The organism is Nonomuraea angiospora, from assembly GCF_014873145.1.
Lineage (GTDB): Bacteria > Actinomycetota > Actinomycetes > Streptosporangiales > Streptosporangiaceae > Nonomuraea > Nonomuraea angiospora.
In genome coordinates, this window is the sequence record NZ_JADBEK010000001.1 from 6,998,552 (window position 1) to 7,015,369 (window position 16,818).

The 16,818-nt window shown below is 68.9% G+C and carries 20 protein-coding genes; 10 read left to right on the plus strand and 10 right to left on the minus strand.

Going from position 1 to position 16,818, the window contains the following annotated elements; genetic code table 11:
* Window positions 1-377 precede the first annotated feature (377 nt).
* From H4W80_RS31590 to H4W80_RS31600, 3 genes are all read left to right on the plus strand, one after another.
* Window positions 378-797 (plus strand): hypothetical protein, encoded by a 420-nt coding sequence (locus tag H4W80_RS31590; protein WP_192788416.1) that lies wholly within the window; start codon window positions 378-380, stop codon window positions 795-797.
* Between the two features lie 63 nt (window positions 798-860).
* The gene (locus H4W80_RS31595; RefSeq protein ID WP_192788417.1) at window positions 861-1,277 is read left to right on the plus strand and encodes a hypothetical protein; all 417 of its coding nucleotides are present in this window, start codon (window positions 861-863) and stop codon (window positions 1,275-1,277) included.
* A gap of 53 nt (window positions 1,278-1,330) precedes the next feature.
* A complete protein-coding gene (locus H4W80_RS31600; protein WP_192788418.1) occupies window positions 1,331-1,747 on the plus strand; it encodes a hypothetical protein in 417 nt (138 codons plus the stop codon).
* 629 nt (window positions 1,748-2,376) lie between these two features.
* Here H4W80_RS31600 and H4W80_RS31605 read toward each other — a convergent pair.
* From H4W80_RS31605 to H4W80_RS31615, 3 genes are all read right to left on the minus strand, one after another.
* Window positions 2,377-2,943 carry a dienelactone hydrolase family protein gene (locus tag H4W80_RS31605; RefSeq protein ID WP_192788419.1) on the minus strand — a complete coding sequence of 189 codons (567 nt, stop codon included), beginning with the start codon at window positions 2,941-2,943 and terminating at the stop codon, window positions 2,377-2,379.
* Window positions 2,944-3,234: 291 nt separating this feature from the next.
* A complete protein-coding gene (lpdA, locus tag H4W80_RS31610) occupies window positions 3,235-4,614 on the minus strand; it encodes a dihydrolipoyl dehydrogenase (RefSeq protein WP_192788420.1) in 1,380 nt (459 codons plus the stop codon).
* Window positions 4,615-4,634: 20 nt separating this feature from the next.
* Window positions 4,635-5,009 carry a tautomerase family protein gene (locus H4W80_RS31615; protein WP_192788421.1) on the minus strand — a complete coding sequence of 125 codons (375 nt, stop codon included), beginning with the start codon at window positions 5,007-5,009 and terminating at the stop codon, window positions 4,635-4,637.
* A gap of 18 nt (window positions 5,010-5,027) precedes the next feature.
* On the opposite strand from H4W80_RS31615, the gene H4W80_RS31620 reads away from it, so the two are divergent.
* From H4W80_RS31620 to H4W80_RS31630, 3 genes are read left to right on the plus strand one after another with little or no spacing between them, the layout of a single operon-like run.
* Window positions 5,028-5,678, plus strand: coding sequence for a response regulator (locus H4W80_RS31620; RefSeq protein ID WP_192788422.1), 651 nt, complete (start codon window positions 5,028-5,030; stop codon window positions 5,676-5,678).
* Between the two features lie 6 nt (window positions 5,679-5,684).
* Window positions 5,685-6,737 (plus strand): quinone-dependent dihydroorotate dehydrogenase, encoded by a 1,053-nt coding sequence (locus H4W80_RS31625; RefSeq protein ID WP_192788423.1) that lies wholly within the window; start codon window positions 5,685-5,687, stop codon window positions 6,735-6,737.
* Between the two features lie 19 nt (window positions 6,738-6,756).
* Window positions 6,757-7,311, plus strand: coding sequence for a GNAT family N-acetyltransferase (locus tag H4W80_RS31630; protein ID WP_192788424.1), 555 nt, complete (start codon window positions 6,757-6,759; stop codon window positions 7,309-7,311).
* A 1-nt stretch (window position 7,312) separates the two neighbouring features.
* Here the strand turns inward: H4W80_RS31630 and H4W80_RS31635 are convergent, their stop codons facing one another.
* The 4 genes from H4W80_RS31635 to H4W80_RS31650 all read right to left on the minus strand — a co-directional run bounded on the left by H4W80_RS31635 (window position 7,313) and on the right by H4W80_RS31650 (window position 11,272).
* Window positions 7,313-8,902, minus strand: a complete 1,590-nt coding sequence (locus tag H4W80_RS31635) for a beta-N-acetylhexosaminidase (RefSeq protein WP_192788425.1) — start codon at window positions 8,900-8,902, stop codon at window positions 7,313-7,315.
* On the minus strand, window positions 8,899-9,756 hold the full coding sequence (locus H4W80_RS31640; protein WP_192788426.1) for an N-acetylmuramoyl-L-alanine amidase: 858 nt from the start codon (window positions 9,754-9,756) through the stop codon (window positions 8,899-8,901). Before H4W80_RS31640 ends, H4W80_RS31635 begins: the two co-directional genes overlap by 4 nt.
* Window positions 9,757-9,853: 97 nt before the next feature.
* A complete protein-coding gene (locus H4W80_RS31645; protein ID WP_192788427.1) occupies window positions 9,854-10,102 on the minus strand; it encodes a hypothetical protein in 249 nt (82 codons plus the stop codon).
* Between the two features lie 120 nt (window positions 10,103-10,222).
* Window positions 10,223-11,272 carry a LacI family DNA-binding transcriptional regulator gene (locus H4W80_RS31650; protein ID WP_225963771.1) on the minus strand — a complete coding sequence of 350 codons (1,050 nt, stop codon included), beginning with the start codon at window positions 11,270-11,272 and terminating at the stop codon, window positions 10,223-10,225.
* Between the two features lie 147 nt (window positions 11,273-11,419).
* On the opposite strand from H4W80_RS31650, the gene H4W80_RS31655 reads away from it, so the two are divergent.
* The gene (locus H4W80_RS31655) at window positions 11,420-12,070 is read left to right on the plus strand and encodes a TetR/AcrR family transcriptional regulator (RefSeq protein WP_318787155.1); all 651 of its coding nucleotides are present in this window, start codon (window positions 11,420-11,422) and stop codon (window positions 12,068-12,070) included.
* 144 nt (window positions 12,071-12,214) lie between these two features.
* On the opposite strand, the gene bldC is transcribed toward H4W80_RS31655, so the two are convergent.
* Entirely contained in the window at window positions 12,215-12,418 is a 204-nt protein-coding gene (gene bldC, locus H4W80_RS31660) for a developmental transcriptional regulator BldC (protein ID WP_013133571.1), read from the minus strand.
* Window positions 12,419-12,740: 322 nt separating this feature from the next.
* Complete coding sequence (locus H4W80_RS31665) at window positions 12,741-13,604, minus strand: DUF8083 family protein (protein WP_192788428.1); 864 nt, start codon at window positions 13,602-13,604, stop codon at window positions 12,741-12,743.
* Window positions 13,605-13,711: 107 nt separating this feature from the next.
* Here H4W80_RS31665 and H4W80_RS31670 point away from each other — a divergent pair, with 107 nt between their 5' ends.
* Both H4W80_RS31670 and H4W80_RS31675 read left to right on the plus strand, forming a co-directional pair.
* Entirely contained in the window at window positions 13,712-14,791 is a 1,080-nt protein-coding gene (locus H4W80_RS31670; protein ID WP_318787156.1) for a Glu/Leu/Phe/Val family dehydrogenase, read from the plus strand.
* Window positions 14,792-14,942: 151 nt separating this feature from the next.
* Window positions 14,943-15,173 carry a DUF3073 domain-containing protein gene (locus H4W80_RS31675; RefSeq protein WP_192788430.1) on the plus strand — a complete coding sequence of 77 codons (231 nt, stop codon included), beginning with the start codon at window positions 14,943-14,945 and terminating at the stop codon, window positions 15,171-15,173.
* A gap of 89 nt (window positions 15,174-15,262) precedes the next feature.
* Here the strand turns inward: H4W80_RS31675 and H4W80_RS31680 are convergent, their stop codons facing one another.
* Window positions 15,263-16,156 (minus strand): alpha/beta fold hydrolase, encoded by an 894-nt coding sequence (locus tag H4W80_RS31680; protein ID WP_192788431.1) that lies wholly within the window; start codon window positions 16,154-16,156, stop codon window positions 15,263-15,265.
* A gap of 85 nt (window positions 16,157-16,241) precedes the next feature.
* Between H4W80_RS31680 and H4W80_RS31685 the strand changes: the two genes are divergently transcribed.
* Window positions 16,242-16,799, plus strand: a complete 558-nt coding sequence (locus H4W80_RS31685; RefSeq protein WP_225963772.1) for a CGNR zinc finger domain-containing protein — start codon at window positions 16,242-16,244, stop codon at window positions 16,797-16,799.
* Window positions 16,800-16,818: the final 19 nt, after the last annotated feature.

The window sequence follows — 16,818 nt, forward strand, 5'->3', positions numbered from 1 at the left end:
AGAGGACGGATCGGCAAAGGCCCGGCTCGGTGGGTTGGGCACGCCGTTCGACCCCCGGATGGACGATAGGTCATTCATTATGGGCCGCCGTTCCGGCCGGGTCCAGCCCGGTCCCACGGCCGCGACGGCCTCCATCGAGGCGACCGTCAGCAACGCCTCACCCCGCGCACGCTCCGCCTCAGTCAACCCACCAACGGGGGAACAGTTTCAGTAACTCCCGGATGTCGATCCCTCCCTTCCACCATCACCGGTCCTGTGGCCGCGCCGCCCCGCGCCCGCAGATCCGTAAACGCTTTATTTGCGGGCTGTCAATAACCAGATGAGAACCTTCCAGGAGAAGGCAACGGCCTTCGCCGCACTCCAACGGAAGGATGTTTATGGCGCATCGCTACGCGGTACAGATGGCCAAACGGGCCGGGGCCGCCTTGGCCATGGTCCCCGTGCTGGCGGCCGCCCTTACCCAGGGGCCGGCGACGGCGGCGACGATGGGCCCGATTTCTCCCACCGGGCTCGACTCGTATCAGCTCAGGACGTGTGTCGCGGCAGGACACTACGACATCAAGGCGTTCACCATCAATGGCCTGAACCAGAACAACGACTACGTCGCCTCGCCCAAGCTCGAACTGGCCGGAAACAGAGCGGGAGAACGCTGCAAAGGCCTCGACGACTGGTGGTGGAAGGGGGTGGTCGACGTCGACTTCTGGGACGACAACGACAACAAACTCGGCACCCGTCAGTGCTATGTCTACCCCGGCGGGGACCCTTCGGTGAAGTGGTGGAAGTGCCTCTTCGCGTAAATCCCAAAATCCCTCATTCATGCGACGTGGCTGATCCCGTCACTCAGGCAAAGGAATCCCACTATGCTGCACCGATCGCTCCAGCAGACGGCCAGGCGGGCGATGACGACCCTGGCCATGATCACAGGGCTGACCACCGCTCTCGCCGCGGGACCGGCGACGGCGGCGACGATCGACGGCCCCGTTACCCCCGCTCAGACCAACGGGCAGATCGTCTCTACGTGTGTGGCCGGCGGGCACACCGATATCAAGGCCTTCACCATCAACGGCTTCAACCAGAACAACAACTATGTCGCCGGCCCGAAACGAGACCTACCGGGTGACAGAAACGGGCAGCGCTGCTACCTGCTCGAAGGCTGGTGGTGGAAGGGCTGGATCGACGTCGACTTCTGGGACGACCACGACAACAAACTCGGCACCCGGCAGTGCAACGTCCCGGTCAGCCAGATAGGCGCCGTTTACGAGTGCCACTTCGCATGATCGCGCCGGCCAGGCCGCCGGCTGATCCTCTCACCGATGGCGAAGGAGTCTTTATGCTGCACCGATCGCTCCAGCAGACGGCCAGGCGCGCGACGACGACCCTGGCCATGATCACAGGGCTGACCACCGCTCTCGCCGCGGGACCGGCAACGGCGGCGACGATCGACGGCCCGCTCGGCGTTACCGGCATCAACGGGCAGATCGTCCAAACATGTGTCTCCTCCGGACACGCCGACATCAAGGCCTTCACCATCAACGGCTGGAATCAGAACAACAACTACGTGGCGGGCCCGAAACGAGACCTTCCAGGTGACAGGAACCAGACGCGCTGCTACGTCCTTGACGGCTGGTGGTGGAAGGGCACGATCGACGTGGACTTCTGGAGCGACAGCGGCGCCAAGCTGGGCACCCGGCAGTGCTACGTCTCACCCGATCTGATCGCGGACATGGTGACCTGCACGTTCAACTGATCGCGTTCGCTGCGTCGTACGACCGGCAGGCGATCCCACTTCTCAGGTCATTCGCTAGGAGTTCTTCAATGCTGCGCTCCTGACACGACAGGTGAGGGGCCGCAGAATGCGTGATCAAACGGTCCCGTCACCTCATGGCGGGACCGTTCCGTCGTCAGACCCAGACGCCCTGACTACGTGAGCACGGCTGTAGCCGGGTGCCCACGGCCCTCGACAAGACAGTTTCCTGCCTGGATGATCGCGCTCGAAATCGTGATCAGCCCCGGCGCCACGGCCCTCGCGGCGATCTCCTTCGCGCCCGCCTGACTCATCCGCGAGATCCCGCTCCGCACCGAAACCACGCCCAAGCCGGACTCCGAACCTGCGGCCCACCCGGAAAGGCTGCGTCAAAATCCGTCGGCCCGACCAGAGCCGCCCATCGAGGGCACGCGAGGAAGCCGGGCGGCCCCACCAATCCGGCTTCGGGCTCACCGCCGTACCCGAAGCGCAATGGGTGTGGCTGGGAAGCCTGACGGGCCTTCCTGGGCGTTGCTCGCGTAAAGAACCGTTTCTCAGTGCGGTGACCGCAAACCTTCACCAGCCTGACGCGGGGGAAACCCCCGGCCGGGAAGCCTGCCCGAACCAGCGGCTCAGAGGTGCCGCAGGAAGTCCAAACTTCGCCGCCAGGTGCGATCGGCCGCTTCCGCATCGTAATCATGCAAGTTCGCGTCCGTGTAGAAGTGTCCGACACCTGGATAGGTGAAGACCTCCACAGCGGCACCCACGCTCATCGCGGCCTTCTCCCAGCCGTCGACAGCAGCGGGCGGCGCGAACGAATCCGGATTTGCGACGTGCAGCTGTACGGGGAGGGCGGTCCGCGCGGACGCGGGGATCTCCGTGATGCCGTGCAGGAGCAGCAGACCGGCCGTGTCGCGCCGTTCGGGCAGCAATTCCCCGACCACCCCGACGCCCATCGAAACGCCGGCGAGAACGGTGCCCCCAGGCATTCTCCGGACTGCATCGCGGGCTCGTTCCACGATGACCTCCCAACCGATCCGGTCCTTCAGGGCGAACCCTTCGTCGATCGTCGTGGCGATTCCACCCGCATACAGGTCAGGCGTGACAACTTCGTGCCCGGCGGCGCGAAAGCGATCGGCGGCAGCACCTTCGACGGCGCGTAGCCCGTACACGGAATGAAACAAGGCGATATGGGCCATCCCATCATCCTCTCCGCTTCACGGCCGACGACGCACCCGCGGTGAACGCGCCCCAGAGCCGGGGAGCGCGAGGGGCCGGGGATCGGGGCGAAGCCCCGATCCCCCATCAGCACGCCCGAGCGTCAGCGAGGACCGCTCGGGGCGGGCTCCAGCAGGCCGTGGGTGGGCGCCGGCGAGCGCAGTGAGCGGGGGTTTCCCGGGGTCGAAGGGGCGGAGCCCCTGGGAGGCAGGGCCGAGCACTCGCATGGCACGAAGTGCCTCCCGATGCGCGGACCGTGCTTTGCGGGAGGGTCACATGTTGATCATGTGGCCGGCGAGGCCGTGGATCGCTTCCTTGACCGCTTCGCCGAGCGTCGGGTGCGCGTGGACGTTGCGGGCGACCTCGTGCACGGTCAGGTCCCACTGCTGGGCCAGGGTCAGCTCCGGCAGCAGCTCGGTGACCTCGGGCCCGATCAGGTGGGCGCCGAGCAGCTCGCCGTGCGTGTTGTCGCTGATGATCTTGACGAAGCCGGCCGAGTCGCCCAGGCCGTGGGCCTTGCCGTTGGCCGTGAAGGGGAACTTGGCCACCTTCACGTCGTAGCCCAGGTCGCGCGCCTGCGCCTCGGTGTAGCCGAAGCTGGCCACCTGCGGCTGGCAGTACGTGGCGCGCGGGATCATGACGTAGTCGAGCTCCATGGTCTCCGCGTCGCCGATCGTCTCGGCCGCGATGATGCCCATGGACTCGGCGGCGTGCGCCAGCATCAGCTTGGCGGTGACGTCGCCGATGGCGAAGATGTGCGGCACGTTCGTACGGCAGCGCCCGTCGACCGCGATGGCGCCCCGGTCGGTCAGCGCCACGCCCGTCTTCTCCAGGCCGTAGCCCTCGACGCGCGGCTGGAACCCGATGGCCTGCAGCACCTTGTCGGCCTCGAGCACCTGGGTCTCGCCGGCGCGGGTGACGGTGACCTTGACGGAGGCGCCGGTGTCCTCGATGGCGTCCACGCGGGTCGAGGTCAGCACCTCGATGCCGAGCCGCTTGTAGCGCTTGGCCAGCTCGGCCGACACCTCCTCGTCCTCCAGCGGCACCACCCGGTCGAGGAACTCCACGATCGTCACCTTGACGCCGTAGTTGTGCAGCACGTACGCGAACTCCACCCCGATGGCGCCGGCGCCCGCGATGATGATGCTCTCCGGCAGCTCCTCGGTGAGGATCTGCTCCTCGTACGTCACCACGCGCTCGGAAAGCTGCGTGCCCGGGATCAGCCGGGTGGTCGCGCCCGCCGCGATGATGCAGTGGGAGAACGTGATCGTCTCGCCGTTCACCTGGATCGTGTTCGCGTCCAGGAACGTGCCGCGACCGTCGTACTCGGTGATGGCGTTCTTCTTCATCAGGTAGTGAACGCCCTTGACCCGCCCGTCGGCCACCTTGCGGCTGCGCTGGAAGGCCGCCCCGTAGTCGAAGGTGACCGAGCCGCTGATGCCGAACGTCTTGGCCTCATGGTTGAAGATGTGGGCCAGTTCGGCGTTGCGCAGCAGCGCCTTGGACGGGATGCAGCCCACGTTCAGGCAGACGCCACCCCAGTACTTCTCCTCGACGACCGCGGTGCGCAGTCCGAGCTGGGCGGCGCGGACGGCGGCCGTGTACCCTCCGGGACCCGCGCCGAGAACGACGACGTCATAGTGAGTGCTCATGAGTCGGACCATACCGTCAGCTAGACCTCGACCTTGTACGAGAGGGTGAGCTCGTCGGCGGGCACCCCGCGGATCCCCCAGTTCACCTTGGGCATCTCGATGATCGTGATCTCCACGTCCTCCGGCTCGTATCCGGATTTTTCGTAGATCTCCCTGATCAGCGCCCGCTTGGCGTCGTCGCTGCGCCCGGTGAAGCAGATCACCTCGATGATGAGGTATCGGTCACTGCGCCCAGGGCAGACGAAGTCGTCCTCCTCCAGCAGCAGAAACCGGTGGAACCGCTTCTCCGGAGGCACGCCCCACGCGCTCACCAGGCACGACTGCACCAGATCGGAGATCTCCCGCTGCCGCCCGGCCCACACGTCCCTGCGCCCGTACACCTTCACCTGTGCCATGTCGGCAATATAGAGGGCGTGATCCGCGTACTCCTCGCCGACGACGAGGCCATGATCCGGGCCGGGGTCAAGGCGATCCTCGCCTCCGACCCGTCGCTGGAGGTGGTGGCCGAGGCCGGCGACGGCAGGCAGGCCGTCGACCTGGCCATCAGCCACCACCCTGACGTGGCGCTGCTCGACATCCGCATGCCCAGGCTCGACGGCCTGGGCGCGGCGAGCGAGATGCGCCGGGTCGCGCCGGGCACGGCCGTGGTGATGCTGACCACATTCGGGGAGGACGACTACATCGCCAAGGCGCTCGACATCGGGGCGAGCGGGTTCCTGCTCAAGTCGGGCGATCCGCGCGAGCTGATCGCCGGGATCCACGCGGTGGCCGACGGGGCCGCGTACCTGTCGCCCAGGGTCGCCCAGCGGGTGATCGCACACTTCGCGGGCGGCCGGATGACCAAGGGCGCGCAGGCCCGCGACCGCATCGGCCCGCTCACCGACCGGGAGCGCGAGGTGCTCGCCCTGCTCGGCGCGGGCATGTCCAACGGCGAGATCGCCCGCGAGCTGCACATCGTCGAGGGCACGGTGAAGGCGTACGTGAGCGCCATCCTCACCAGACTCGGCGTGCGCAACCGCGTGCAGGCCGCGATCATCGCCCACGAGGCCGGGTTGGTAGCCTGACCCGTGATGTATCGCCTCGTGTTCACGCAGGTCTTGCGGCGTTTCGACGCCGAGGCCGTGCACCATAAGACCGTGAGCGCCCTCGCGCTCCTCGCGCGGCTGCCCGTGGTCAAGCGGCTGCTCTTCCGCGCGCTCGCACCCCGCGACCCTGCTCTGCGGGTGACCGCGTTCGGCGTGCACTTCCCCGGCCCGCTCGGCCTGGCCGCCGGGTTCGACAAGGACGCCGCGTGCGCCGAGGGCATCGCCGCGCTCGGTTTCAGCCACGTCGAGGTCGGCACGATCACCGCGCACGCCCAGCCGGGCAACCCGCGCCCGCGCCTGTTCAGGCTGGCGAAAGAGCGCGCGGTGATCAACCGGATGGGCTTCAACAACGCCGGGGCGGCCGCCGCCGCCCGCAGGCTGCGCCGCCCCCGCGGCCTGCCCGTCGTGGTCGGGGTCAACATCGGCAAGACCAAGGTGGTGCCCGAGTCCGAGGCCGTGGCCGACTACGTGGCCAGCGCCAGGCAGCTCGCGCCGCCGGCCGACTACCTGGTGGTCAACGTCAGCTCGCCCAACACGCCGGGGCTGCGCAACCTTCAGGCGGTCTCGCTGCTGCGGCCGCTGCTCACGGCGGTCAAGGAGGTCGCGGACGGCACTCCCCGCCCCACTCCCCTGCTGGTGAAGATCGCGCCCGACCTCGCGGACGAGGACGTGGACGCGGTCGCCGACCTGGCCCTGGAGCTGGGCCTGGACGGCATCATCGCCACCAACACCACGATCAGGCACGGCGGCGAGACCGGCGGGCTGTCGGGCCGCCCGCTCAAGGGCCGCTCGCTGGAGGTGCTCAGGCGCCTGCGCGCCAGGGTCGGCGACCGGCTCACGCTGGTGTCGGTCGGCGGGGTGGAGGACGTGGACGACGTCTGGGAGCGCCTGCTCGCCGGGGCCACCCTGGTCCAGGGCTACACGGGCTGGGTCTACGGCGGCCCGTTCTGGGCCTCGCGCATCCACCGGCAGCTCTCCAGGCGCGTACGCCGCCACGGCCTCAAGTCCATCGCGGACGCCATCGGCCGTACCGCCTGAATCCCCTATCGTGGGGCGAATGATCGAAGAGGTACCTCTAGCGGACGGCATCATCCTGCGACCGGCCGCCGAGCAGGACGTCGAGGCCCTGGTACGCGCCTACGACCGCAACCGCGACCACCTGAAGCGGTGGGAGCCCCGCAGGCCCGACGAGTTCTTCACCGCGGACGGGCAGGCCAAGCGGCTCAAGGGCCTGCTCGAAGATCAGGCGCAGGGCCGGGCGATGGCCTGGGTGCTCGCGGACGGCGACGAGATCGTGGGCCGCGCGACGCTCAGCGGCATCGTCCGCGGCCCCTGGCTGAGCTCCGACCTCGGCTACTGGGTGGACGGCGGCTACGTCGGGCGCGGCCTGGCCACCGGCGCCGTGCGGGAGGTGTGCCGGATGGCCGACGAGGAGCTGCGGCTGCACCGGATCGCGGCCAGCACCCTGCTCGACAACGCGGCCTCGCAGAACGTGCTGCTCAAGACCGGGTTCGAGCCGTACGGCACCGCCGAGCGCTACCTCGAGATCGACGGCAGGTGGCAGGCCTGCCGCCTCTTCCAGCGCATCCTCAACGACCGCCCGGCCTTCTGAGTCACACGCTGGGGCGGGTCGACTCCGCGTCGTGCGTCATGCCGTCGATGCGGGCCATCACCTCGGAGACGCGCACCACGCCCGGCCGGTGCGGGCGCCGCCGCTGCCACGGGTGCGGCCCCGCCGGCGGGCGGTACTCCACCCCGAGCGCGTCCAGCCGCCCCAGGTGCTCCTCCAGCCGGCCCTCGAAGCCGTCGGCGGGGCCCGCCCACCCGACCTCCGCCAGCGCGCACGCCCGCGGCCACAGGCGGTAGTCGACCGTGCGGGCGTCGGGCACGCGCTCGGTCCAGAGCTGCGCCTGGACTCCCAGGACCCGGGCGCGTTCCTCCTCCGTCCAGGAGGCCGGCGCGGGGTCGAACGCGGCCACGTCGGAGACGGTGACGGCGTCGCCGATGGCCATGGGCTCCTCCGCCGAGGCCGCCTCCGCGTAGTCGAAGTAGAGCGGGAACACCGGGGTCGCCACCACGTCGTGCCCGGCCGCGGCGGCCCGGCGGCCCACCCCCATGCCGCGCCACGGCATCACCACGGTGTCCTCCCGCAGCCCGCCGCTGACGAACGCCTCGTCCCACACCACGGCCCGCGCGCCCCGCTCGGCCAGCGCGTCCGCGAGCCGCCGCAGGAACCACGCCTGCAGGTCGTTGGAGCCGGCCAGCCCGAGGGAGTCGCGGTAGGCGACGATCTCGGCGCTCTCGCTCCAATGGTCCAGCACGACCTCGTCACCGCCGATGTGCACGTAGGGCGTCTCGCCCAGCGCCCCGATCAGCTCGTCGAAGATCGTGGTCAGGAACTCGACGGTCGGCGGCAGCGGCGACAGGATCGCCGAGGAGATGCCCCACCGGTCGAGCACGTCGTACCGCTCCCCGGTGGCCCCGAGCGACGGGTAGGCCGCCAGGATCGCCGACGCGTGCCCCGGCACGTCGATCTCGGGGACGACCGTGACGCACCGGGCGCGGGCGTAGGCGCCGATCTCGGCCAGGTCGTCGAGCGTGTAGTAGCCCCCGTGCGGCAGGTCGTCGTACGTGTCCGGCTCCCGCCAGAAGTTGGTCGCCGTGCGCGGCCGGTGCGAGGAGACCTCGTGCAGCAGCGGGTACGCCCTGCTCTCCACCCGCCACCCCTGGTCGTCCACCAGGTGCAGGTGCAGGCGGTTGAGCTTGTGCGTCGCCATCAGGTCGAGCAGGCGGAAGATCTCCCGCTTGGGGAAGAAGTGCCGCGCCACGTCCAGGTGCAGCCCGCGCCAGGCGAAGCGCGGCGCGTCCTCGATCCGCACCCCTGGAACGGGCCACGACGCCCCGGTGGAGAACCGGTAGGAGGCGGCGGGCAGCAGCTGGTGCAGCGACTGCGCCGCGTAGAAGGCCCCGGCCCGCCCGCCGGCCACGATCTCCACGCCCCGCGAACCCACCGTCAGCCGGTACGCCTCCTCGCCGAGCGCCGGATCCCGCCGGACGTCGATCTCCCCCGCGTCGCCGGGCCGCAGGTCGAGCAGCGGGAGCGCGAGGCGTACGGCGTCCACCAGATCGCCGGACACGGTCGCGCCCGAGGCCAGCTCGAAGGAACCGGCAAGATCACTGAGCAGCTCTGGGCGAGGAATCATGCTTTGAGATAGTGCTGCAATCCGTTCGCCAGCGCCAGGGCGATCTTCTGCCGGAAGTTCGGGTCCTGGAACTTGGCCGCCTCGGCGGCGTTGCGCATGTTGCCGCACTCGATGAGGATCTTCGGCACCGTCGACAGGTTGAGGCCGCCGAGGTCGTTGCGGTAATCGAGCGCGTTGCGGCCGATGTAGGTGGAGTACGGCAGGCCCGTGCCCTTGGCGAACGCGTTGCGCACGTCGATGCCGAGCCTGCTGGAGGCGCCCACGACCTTGTCCACGGGGCCGTTGATCTTCTTCGGCATGATGACGTGGAAGCCGTGGTTGGCGGGGGCCGCGCCGTCGCCGTGGATGGAGATCGCGGCGTCGGCGTGGGCCTTGTTGCCGATCGCGGCCCGTTCGGTGATGCACGGGCCCACGCCGTCGTTGCTCGTCCTGGTCAGCTTGACCGTGGCCCCGCGGGCTTCGAGCAGCTTGACGAGCCGCTTGGAGACGTCGAAGGAGAAGGCGGCCTCGGTGTAGCCGTTGTTGGTCTCGGTGCCCGTCGTGTCGCAGGCCTTCCACTTGGTCAGCACGTTGACCTGGCGATTGATGGCCTTGGGGTCGCGGTAGTTGCCGCCGTTGTGGCCCGGGTCGATCACGACGACCTTGCCCTCCAGGGGCTTGGCGTCGGGCGGGGACTGCTTGGCGGGAGATTGCCCCGTGGGAGATTGCCTGGCGGGGGTCTGCTCCGCGGCTGTCTGCTCCACGCTGGTCGCGGGAGCGGCCTGACCTGACGCGGCACCACCGGTGCCGGTGCCGCCACACGCGGAGGCGATCAGGCCGCAAACGGCGAGAACTGAGGCTGGCAGAGCACGCATGACATCCAACTTACGGCAAGCCCGGAGCTCAAGCCCGTCTTATGGCGACTGCGGCGGGTGGAGGGGAATCGTACGTGCCGGCCCGGCCCCTAGCCCGTCACCAGACGCGCTCGCCGATCTCCTGGCGCTCCAGCAGGGCGGCCAGCTCCCGCGCGTCCTCGGCGTCGAGCCCGAGGACGACGCGGGGCCGGCCCCACGGGTGGTCGAGGGAGTGGGCGACGTAACTGGCGACCGACTCCGCGGCGCCGTCGGCGCCCCGCCCCCTCCCCGCCCGCCAGTGGCCCCAGGCGCGCTCGAGCTCGGCCGCCGCGCGCTGGGCGCAAGACACTAGTTCCGGATCACGCATGACTGTTCCCCCGGATCAGGTCATGGCCGGATCGAATCCGGCCACAAATAGCATGACCCTGACGAGTAAACAGCCGCGCGGCCACGTCTCCGCGCGGCTTGACCCAGCTTTGATGTTCTCTTAAGCGGGACCCGTGCTGCGCCGCACGACCAGCTCGGGGCGGATCTCACGCAGGCGCGAGACCTTGGCGGGATCCCCGATCCGGTCGCTCAGCAGCGCCGCCGCCGACCTTCCCATGGTGCGGCGGGGCTGGTCGACCGAGGTGAGCGAGATGTGGTGGGAGGCCGACAGGTGCGTGTTGTCGTAGCCGACCACCGAGAGGTCTTGCGGGACTCGCAGGCCCAGGTCGCTGGCGGCCGAGAGCACGCCGAGCGCGACCACGTCATTGGCGGCGAAGATCGCCGTGGGCCTGGGGTCGCGGGTGAGCAGCGCCATTGCCGCCTCCCTGCCACCCTCCTCGGTCGAGTCCGCGGCCTCGACCATGATGTACGGCGCCAGCGAGTGCCTGCGCATGGCCACGAGGTAGCCCTCGCAGCGCGACGAGCGCCGGCCCTCGATGTGCGCGATGCGCTTGTGGCCCAGCTCGACCAGGTGGTCGATGGCCAGGCGAGCGCCGAGCTGGTCGTCGTCGACCACGATGTCGACTCCGTCGAGCTCGATGTCACGTTCCCCTACGACGACGGTCGGGGTGTAGGCGGTGGCCTCGATCAGCGTCTCGCTGGTCGGCGCGATGCCCAGGAGGACCAGCCCGTCCACCCTGAGCTCGAGGAAGGCCTCGACGGCCTCGTCCTCGAACGCCGGGTCCCACTGGCTGTTCCCTATGAGCATGCGCAGGCCGTCGCCGTGCAGGCTCTCCTGCAGACCGTCGAGGAACTCCGCGTAGAACGGATTGTGCAGGTCGGCGACGAGCGCGCCCACCAGGTGCGTACGGCCTTCGACCAGGCTTCGCGCGACCGCGTTCGGCCGGTAGCCGAGTTCGCGGGCGGCCTGCAGCACGGCCTGGCGCCGGTGCTCGCTCACGTGCGGGGATCCGCGCAGCACGAGAGATACCAGCGATTTCGAGACGCCGGCTCGTTCGGCGACGTTGCGGATGGTCGGTCTGGGCCGAGGCAGCGTGTCTACCTCTCTGAGCTCGGTGATGGTTGAAGTGTTGACGGGCGGTCCTGACATGTGTCTCCCCCGCGATGCGGATATGGGCACCTGTCTGACCAAACGATCGAGTTCGCCGCAGGGTACGGCCTTCTCACTGTTTGACTCAGGGAATCGTCGCGGGTGGACCCGGGGAACGGGCGGCACGGCGTCGGCTACTGTGCAGGTGTGACACCCGGGAAGTCAGCCGATACGGCACGGCCGGCGCGGCGCAGGCTCAGCGTCGACCGGCGTCGCGAGGAGCTGATGGCGGCCGCGCTCGAGCTGTTCAGCACCCGTGACGCGGAAGACGTCTCGATCGACGACGTGGCCTCGGCGGCGGGCGCTTCGCGGGCCCTGGTCTACCACTACTTCGGTGGCAAGCAGGAGCTCTACGTGGCCGCGCTGAAGAGCGCGGCGGAGCAGCTGGAGTCCCGGCTTCGCCCCCATGAGGGCGGCCGGCCGCTCGAAGAGCTGGCCTCCGGGCTCAGGCGCTACTTCGACTTCGTCGAGGAGCACGCGGCCGGGTTCGCCGCGTTGCTGCGCGGGGGCCCCGCCAACCGGGTGGGCGAGGTCGGCGAGATCGTCGACGGCGTGCGCCGGCGTCTCTTCCTGCTCATCCTGAAGCAGATGCGGGTCGATGAGGCCAGCCCGGTGCTGCGCACGACCCTGCGCTCGTGGATCGCCTCCGTGGAGACGGCCGGCCTCGACTGGCTGGAGCACCGTGACATAGAGCGACCGACGCTGGAAAAGATGCTCGTCGATCACATGGTCGCGCTGCTCGGCGTGGCCTCCGCCTACGACGGCGCCGTGGCCACGCTCTTGGAACGACTCGCGTAGAGCTTGGAACGACTCAAGGAGAGAAGGATGGCGCCGGGCGGGCGGCGCCAACTCTCCCATGCGACGTCATGTCGTCACAACGGTGGACCAGGCCGTCGGCCTGGCTCACCCTCAACCCCCCTGAGGATCCGTGACGACCCTCACTTACTCCGAGCGCTGCTGCGGAATGCCCGCGAGCAGTGCCCGGACCTCGGTCTCCCGGTAACGCCGATGACCGCCGAGGGTGCGAATCGACGTCAACTTACCCGCCTTGGCCCACCGCGTAACGGTCTTGGGGTCGACCCTGAACATGGTCGCGACCTCAGCGGGCGTGAGCAGTGGCTCGGCCTCGGGTGTACGAGCTGACATTTGTGCGGCCTCTCCTCCGTGTGGACCGGCTTAGCGATCCTGTGACTGCCTTTGCGCGTGTCACGGATGTCCCCCTATGGCACAGAGCGTGCGGCTTTTCTGAGCCATATGCGGCATCACCCGATGTGACCATACCGCCACGCAGAGCGATTGGCGAGCCCTTCTTTGACCCAACTGCCCGCCCCCGCGGCGATGTCACGCTCGGTGATTCTAGCGACACGGTTCGTGGTATCGCAGTGAAAACGGCAAACTACTCAGTTCGCAGAAGAGAGCAGCCGGGAGACGTGACCTACTCATGCAGGTCAGACGGTCGTATTGAGCCTCAGTTGGCAGATTCCAGCTGTTGCATTGACTTCCACCGGAGGATCACCCTCTGGTACATGGCGTAGGCAAGTTCTTCTTGACCCGTGTCCAGGCCCGTCAGGGCTGCCGAAAGCTCGGCCACCGACTGGTCCGCCTGCAGCGCGTCGTCGTCCATGAGGTGGACGAGGCCGCCGTAGTCGAGCTCCACCAGCGAGTGCGGGTGGAACTCCTCCAGCCACCTGGCGACGTCCTCCACGTCGAAGTTGGCCGACACGTCGCCCAGGTGCCTGCGCAGCACGTTGAGCGCCTTGGCCGCCCGCCTCCTGGCCTGCGCCATGGAGGTGACGTAGATGAGGTTGCGCCCGGTAGCGGTCGTCACGTCCTGTCCAGGGTTGGCGGAGCCGAGCACCAGCCAGCGCTCGTTCCCATCAAACGGCACGAACCACGATGGCGGCACATGCCACGCCGTGGTGCGAATGTGCGTACGCAACGCGGACGAACCGGCCTGCCGCTTGTACCGGTCGAAGTCGTCCGCCACCTGGTCGGCGATCGCCTTGGGCACCAGCCGGTCCATCAGTTTCACAGGAGTGGCGCCACGCAGCCTTGAGAACGCCAGCCACGAGCGCAAACGGCTTTGCCAGGGACAGACATAGAGACGGTCCTCAACACGCCGCAGATAGGCGTTGGGGCTCTCCTGGGCGGGAACGGGTTGAGGGGGCATACCGAGGAGACGCATGACCGACTCGCCGTGCTCCGCATTGAGCGCGTTCGCGCGGCGCGGGCGGTCCCGTGAGTCGGCGTAGTCGGCCCACACCTTGCGCTCGGGTTCGGCGAACGCGGTCAGTGGCTCATAGACACGGAGGTAGGCGGCATAGGGCAGCACGGAGGCATCGTGTCATGAAGCGAACCTGCGTGCACCGTTGTGGCTTACTACGCTGTGAGGTGATCTCCGTCGCAAAGGTGCGACGGACCGGACAGGGAGTCACTACCGTGACCGACGTCTTCGGTTCGTCCCAAAAGGACGTCCACGAGCAGGTCGTGTTCTGCGCCGACGAGCAGAGCGGCCTGCGTGCCATCATCGCCATCCACAACACGGCCCTGGGCCCGGGGCTGGGAGGCACCCGCTTCTATCCGTACGAGAGCGAGAGCGCGGCCCTGGCCGACGTGCTCAACCTCGCCAAGGGCATGTCCTACAAGAACGCGCTGGCCGGGCTCGACCTGGGCGGCGGCAAGGCCGTCATCATCGGCGACCCGGCCCACGACAAGAACGAGGCGCTGCTGCGCGCGTACGGGAGGTTCGTGCAGTCGCTCGGCGGGCGCTACGTCACGGCCTGCGATGTGGGCACCTACAGCGAGGACATGGACATCATCGCCCGGGAGTCACGCTACGTGACCGGCCGCTCGCCGGCCTACGGCGGGGCGGGGGATTCGTCCATCCTCACGGCGTTCGGCGTGTTCCAGGGCATGCGGGCCTCGGCCGAGCGCGTGTACGGCACCCCGTCGCTGCACGGCAGGCGCGTCGGCGTCGAAGGGGTCGGCAAGGTGGGCCACCGCCTGGTCGAGCTCCTGCGCGAGGACGGCGCCGAGGTCGTGATCTGCGACGTCGCCCCCAAGGCCGTCGAGCGGGTGCGCCTGCGCCACCCGGAGGTCGAGGTGGTGGCCGACGCGGCCGAGCTGACCGGATCCGACATCGACGTGTTCGCGCCGTGCGCGCTGGGCGGCGCACTCGACGACGCGACGGTCTCCAGGCTCCGGGCGAAAATCGTCTGCGGCGGGGCCAACAACCAGCTCGCCCACCCCGGGGTCGAGAAGCAGCTCGCCGAGCGCGGCATCCTCTACGCGCCCGACTATGTCGTCAATTCGGGCGGCGTGATCCAGGTCGCGGACGAGATCGAGGGCTTCGACATGGAACGAGCCAGATCGAAGGCCGCCCAGATCTACGACACGACCCTGAAGATCTTCCAAATCGCTGCCGATGAGGGCGTTCCACCCGCTGTCGCAGCGGATAGGCTAGCCGAGCGCAGAATGTCGGAAGTCGGGCGTATTAGGGGCATTTGGCTGGGCCGCTGACGGCCCACGCCCATACGACGTACCGAGCTGGGCACAAAACAGGTACGGTAATAGGCGAACGATAGGCTGACGCCCAAAGAGAAGCGGCGTCAGTGTGTGGTGCGTTAGCGACGAGGGGTCGGGGACGACCCCACACGAGGGGGTCGAGCCAATGGGGCGCGGCCGAGCAAAGGCCAAGCAGGTCAAGGTTGCTCGCCAGCTGAAGTACAACAGCGGTGGCACGGATCTTGACCGTCTTCGCGACGAACTCGGGGTCGGAGACTCCAGCCGCAATGACGACGCCGACGACCTCAACGATGAGCTGGCGGATCGCTATGCCGATTACGCCGATGACTATGGCGCCGGAGACGACGACGACGGCCGTCCTTCCGGCCGTCGATAGCCGTTCCTGGTTGACGTGACGGGGGCCCGGCGCTCGCGCCGGATCCTCGTCACGCTCGTCGGGCCCCACGGGCAACCGTGGGGCTTTCGTCATGTGGCGGCCCTTTCCAGGATCGTCCTTTCCAGGGCCGTCCTTTCCCGGGTCGCCCTTTCCCGGGTCGTCCTTTCCAGGAAGCCCGCGATGAGCGGCGCGATCTCCGGGAGCTTCTCCTCCAGCGCGAAGTGCCCGGTGTCGAAGACGTGCACCTCCGCCTCGGGCACGTCCCGCCGGTACGCGTGGGCGCCCGGCTCCAGGAAGATCGCGTCCCCCCGTCCCCAGAGCACCAAAGTGGGCGGGCGGTGCCGGCGTAGCCAGGCCTGCCAGGCGGGGTAGCGCGCGAGGTTCCCGGCGTAGTCGCGGGCGAGGGCCAGCTGTGCTTCCTTGCGTCCCGGCAGGTCCAGGAAGTGCTGGTCGAGCGTCCATCCGTCGGGCGCCACGAGCGCCGGGTCCGCCGTGCCGTCCTCGTACTGGCCGCGGGTGAACGGCAGCGTGAACAGCTCCCCGGACGGCGCCTTGACGGCCTGGCGCGCCACCTCCGACAGCCCTTCGTCGTAGGCGTTGGCGTTCTGCACGATGAGCCCCGCGATCCACTCGGGATGCCGCTCGGCCACCCGGAACCCGACCGGCCCGCCGAAGTCGAACGCGTACAGCACGAACGGCCCGAGCCCGATCGCCCGCACGAACCCCTCGACGACGTCGGCCAGCCGGTCGAAGGAGTACTCGAACCCGTCGGGGGCCCGCGTGTGCCCGAATCCGGGGTAGTCGGGCGCGATCACCCGATAGCGGCCGCCCAGGGCGTCCATGAGCCGGCGGTACTGGTGCGACGCGGACGGGAACCCGTGCAGCAACAGCAGCGGGACCCCGCCTTCCGGCCCGGCCTCCCGGTAGAAGACCTCGACCCCTTCGACGTCCACGAACCCGTGCCGCACATACGGAATCTGCATCTCACATGCCTCTTTCCCTCGAAGACACATTAGTTATAGACCGACGGGTTCTAATGGGTCAACCCATGGATGTAGCATTAGAAGCATGGAGTTGCTGACGGGTGAGCCCCTGGCCCTCGACCTGGTCAACACGCGGTCCCGCGACCACGACGTCCTCGACCGGGCCGCCGACTTCGACGACTGGCTGGCCAGGCAGTCGGGCCGGCTCACCCTCCCCGACGCGCCCTTCCCGGCCGGCGACCTGGCCGCCGTCCGCCGGCTGCGCGGTCACGTGGAGGCGGCCGTGGACGCCGCCCGCCAGGCCGTCCCCGCGCCGCCCGACTCGATCGCGGCGATCAACGAGGCCCTGCGGCTCTCCCCGCCGTACCCTCGGCTGGAGGCCCGGGGAGTCGTCTTCGCGAGCGTCGCGCGGCGGGACGGCACGGGCGTGAGCCGCCTGCTCACGCAGCTCGCCGAGGCGGCCGTGGAGCTGCTGACGGACCCCAACGTGGGCAAGGTCCGCTCCTGCGAGGCCCCCGACTGCCGGATGCTCTTCCTCCCGGCCCACCCCCGCCGCCGCTGGTGCTCGCCGACGCTCTGCGGCAACCGGATCCGCGTCGCCCGCTACTACCAGCGGCACAAGCTGGATCACTCCCAGATCTAGAGCGCGGTGTTGTCGCCCG

Coding starts and splice junctions, on each gene's coding strand:
- H4W80_RS31680 (WP_192788431.1), bottom strand. CDS start 16,156: ATGCAGATTCCGTATGTGCGGCACGGGTTCGTGGACGTCGAAGGGGTC.
- H4W80_RS31650 (WP_225963771.1), bottom strand. CDS start 11,272: ATGTCAGGACCGCCCGTCAACACTTCAACCATCACCGAGCTCAGAGAG.
- H4W80_RS31595 (WP_192788417.1), top strand. CDS start 861: ATGCTGCACCGATCGCTCCAGCAGACGGCCAGGCGGGCGATGACGACC.
- H4W80_RS31675 (WP_192788430.1), top strand. CDS start 14,943: ATGGGGCGCGGCCGAGCAAAGGCCAAGCAGGTCAAGGTTGCTCGCCAG.
- bldC (WP_013133571.1), bottom strand. CDS start 12,418: ATGTCAGCTCGTACACCCGAGGCCGAGCCACTGCTCACGCCCGCTGAG.
- lpdA (WP_192788420.1), bottom strand. CDS start 4,614: ATGAGCACTCACTATGACGTCGTCGTTCTCGGCGCGGGTCCCGGAGGG.
- H4W80_RS31640 (WP_192788426.1), bottom strand. CDS start 9,756: ATGCGTGCTCTGCCAGCCTCAGTTCTCGCCGTTTGCGGCCTGATCGCC.
- H4W80_RS31635 (WP_192788425.1), bottom strand. CDS start 8,902: ATGATTCCTCGCCCAGAGCTGCTCAGTGATCTTGCCGGTTCCTTCGAG.
- H4W80_RS31625 (WP_192788423.1), top strand. CDS start 5,685: ATGTATCGCCTCGTGTTCACGCAGGTCTTGCGGCGTTTCGACGCCGAG.
- H4W80_RS31685 (WP_225963772.1), top strand. CDS start 16,242: ATGGAGTTGCTGACGGGTGAGCCCCTGGCCCTCGACCTGGTCAACACG.
- H4W80_RS31630 (WP_192788424.1), top strand. CDS start 6,757: ATGATCGAAGAGGTACCTCTAGCGGACGGCATCATCCTGCGACCGGCC.
- H4W80_RS31645 (WP_192788427.1), bottom strand. CDS start 10,102: ATGCGTGATCCGGAACTAGTGTCTTGCGCCCAGCGCGCGGCGGCCGAG.
- H4W80_RS31615 (WP_192788421.1), bottom strand. CDS start 5,009: ATGGCACAGGTGAAGGTGTACGGGCGCAGGGACGTGTGGGCCGGGCGG.
- H4W80_RS31600 (WP_192788418.1), top strand. CDS start 1,331: ATGCTGCACCGATCGCTCCAGCAGACGGCCAGGCGCGCGACGACGACC.
- H4W80_RS31590 (WP_192788416.1), top strand. CDS start 378: ATGGCGCATCGCTACGCGGTACAGATGGCCAAACGGGCCGGGGCCGCC.
- H4W80_RS31605 (WP_192788419.1), bottom strand. CDS start 2,943: ATGGCCCATATCGCCTTGTTTCATTCCGTGTACGGGCTACGCGCCGTC.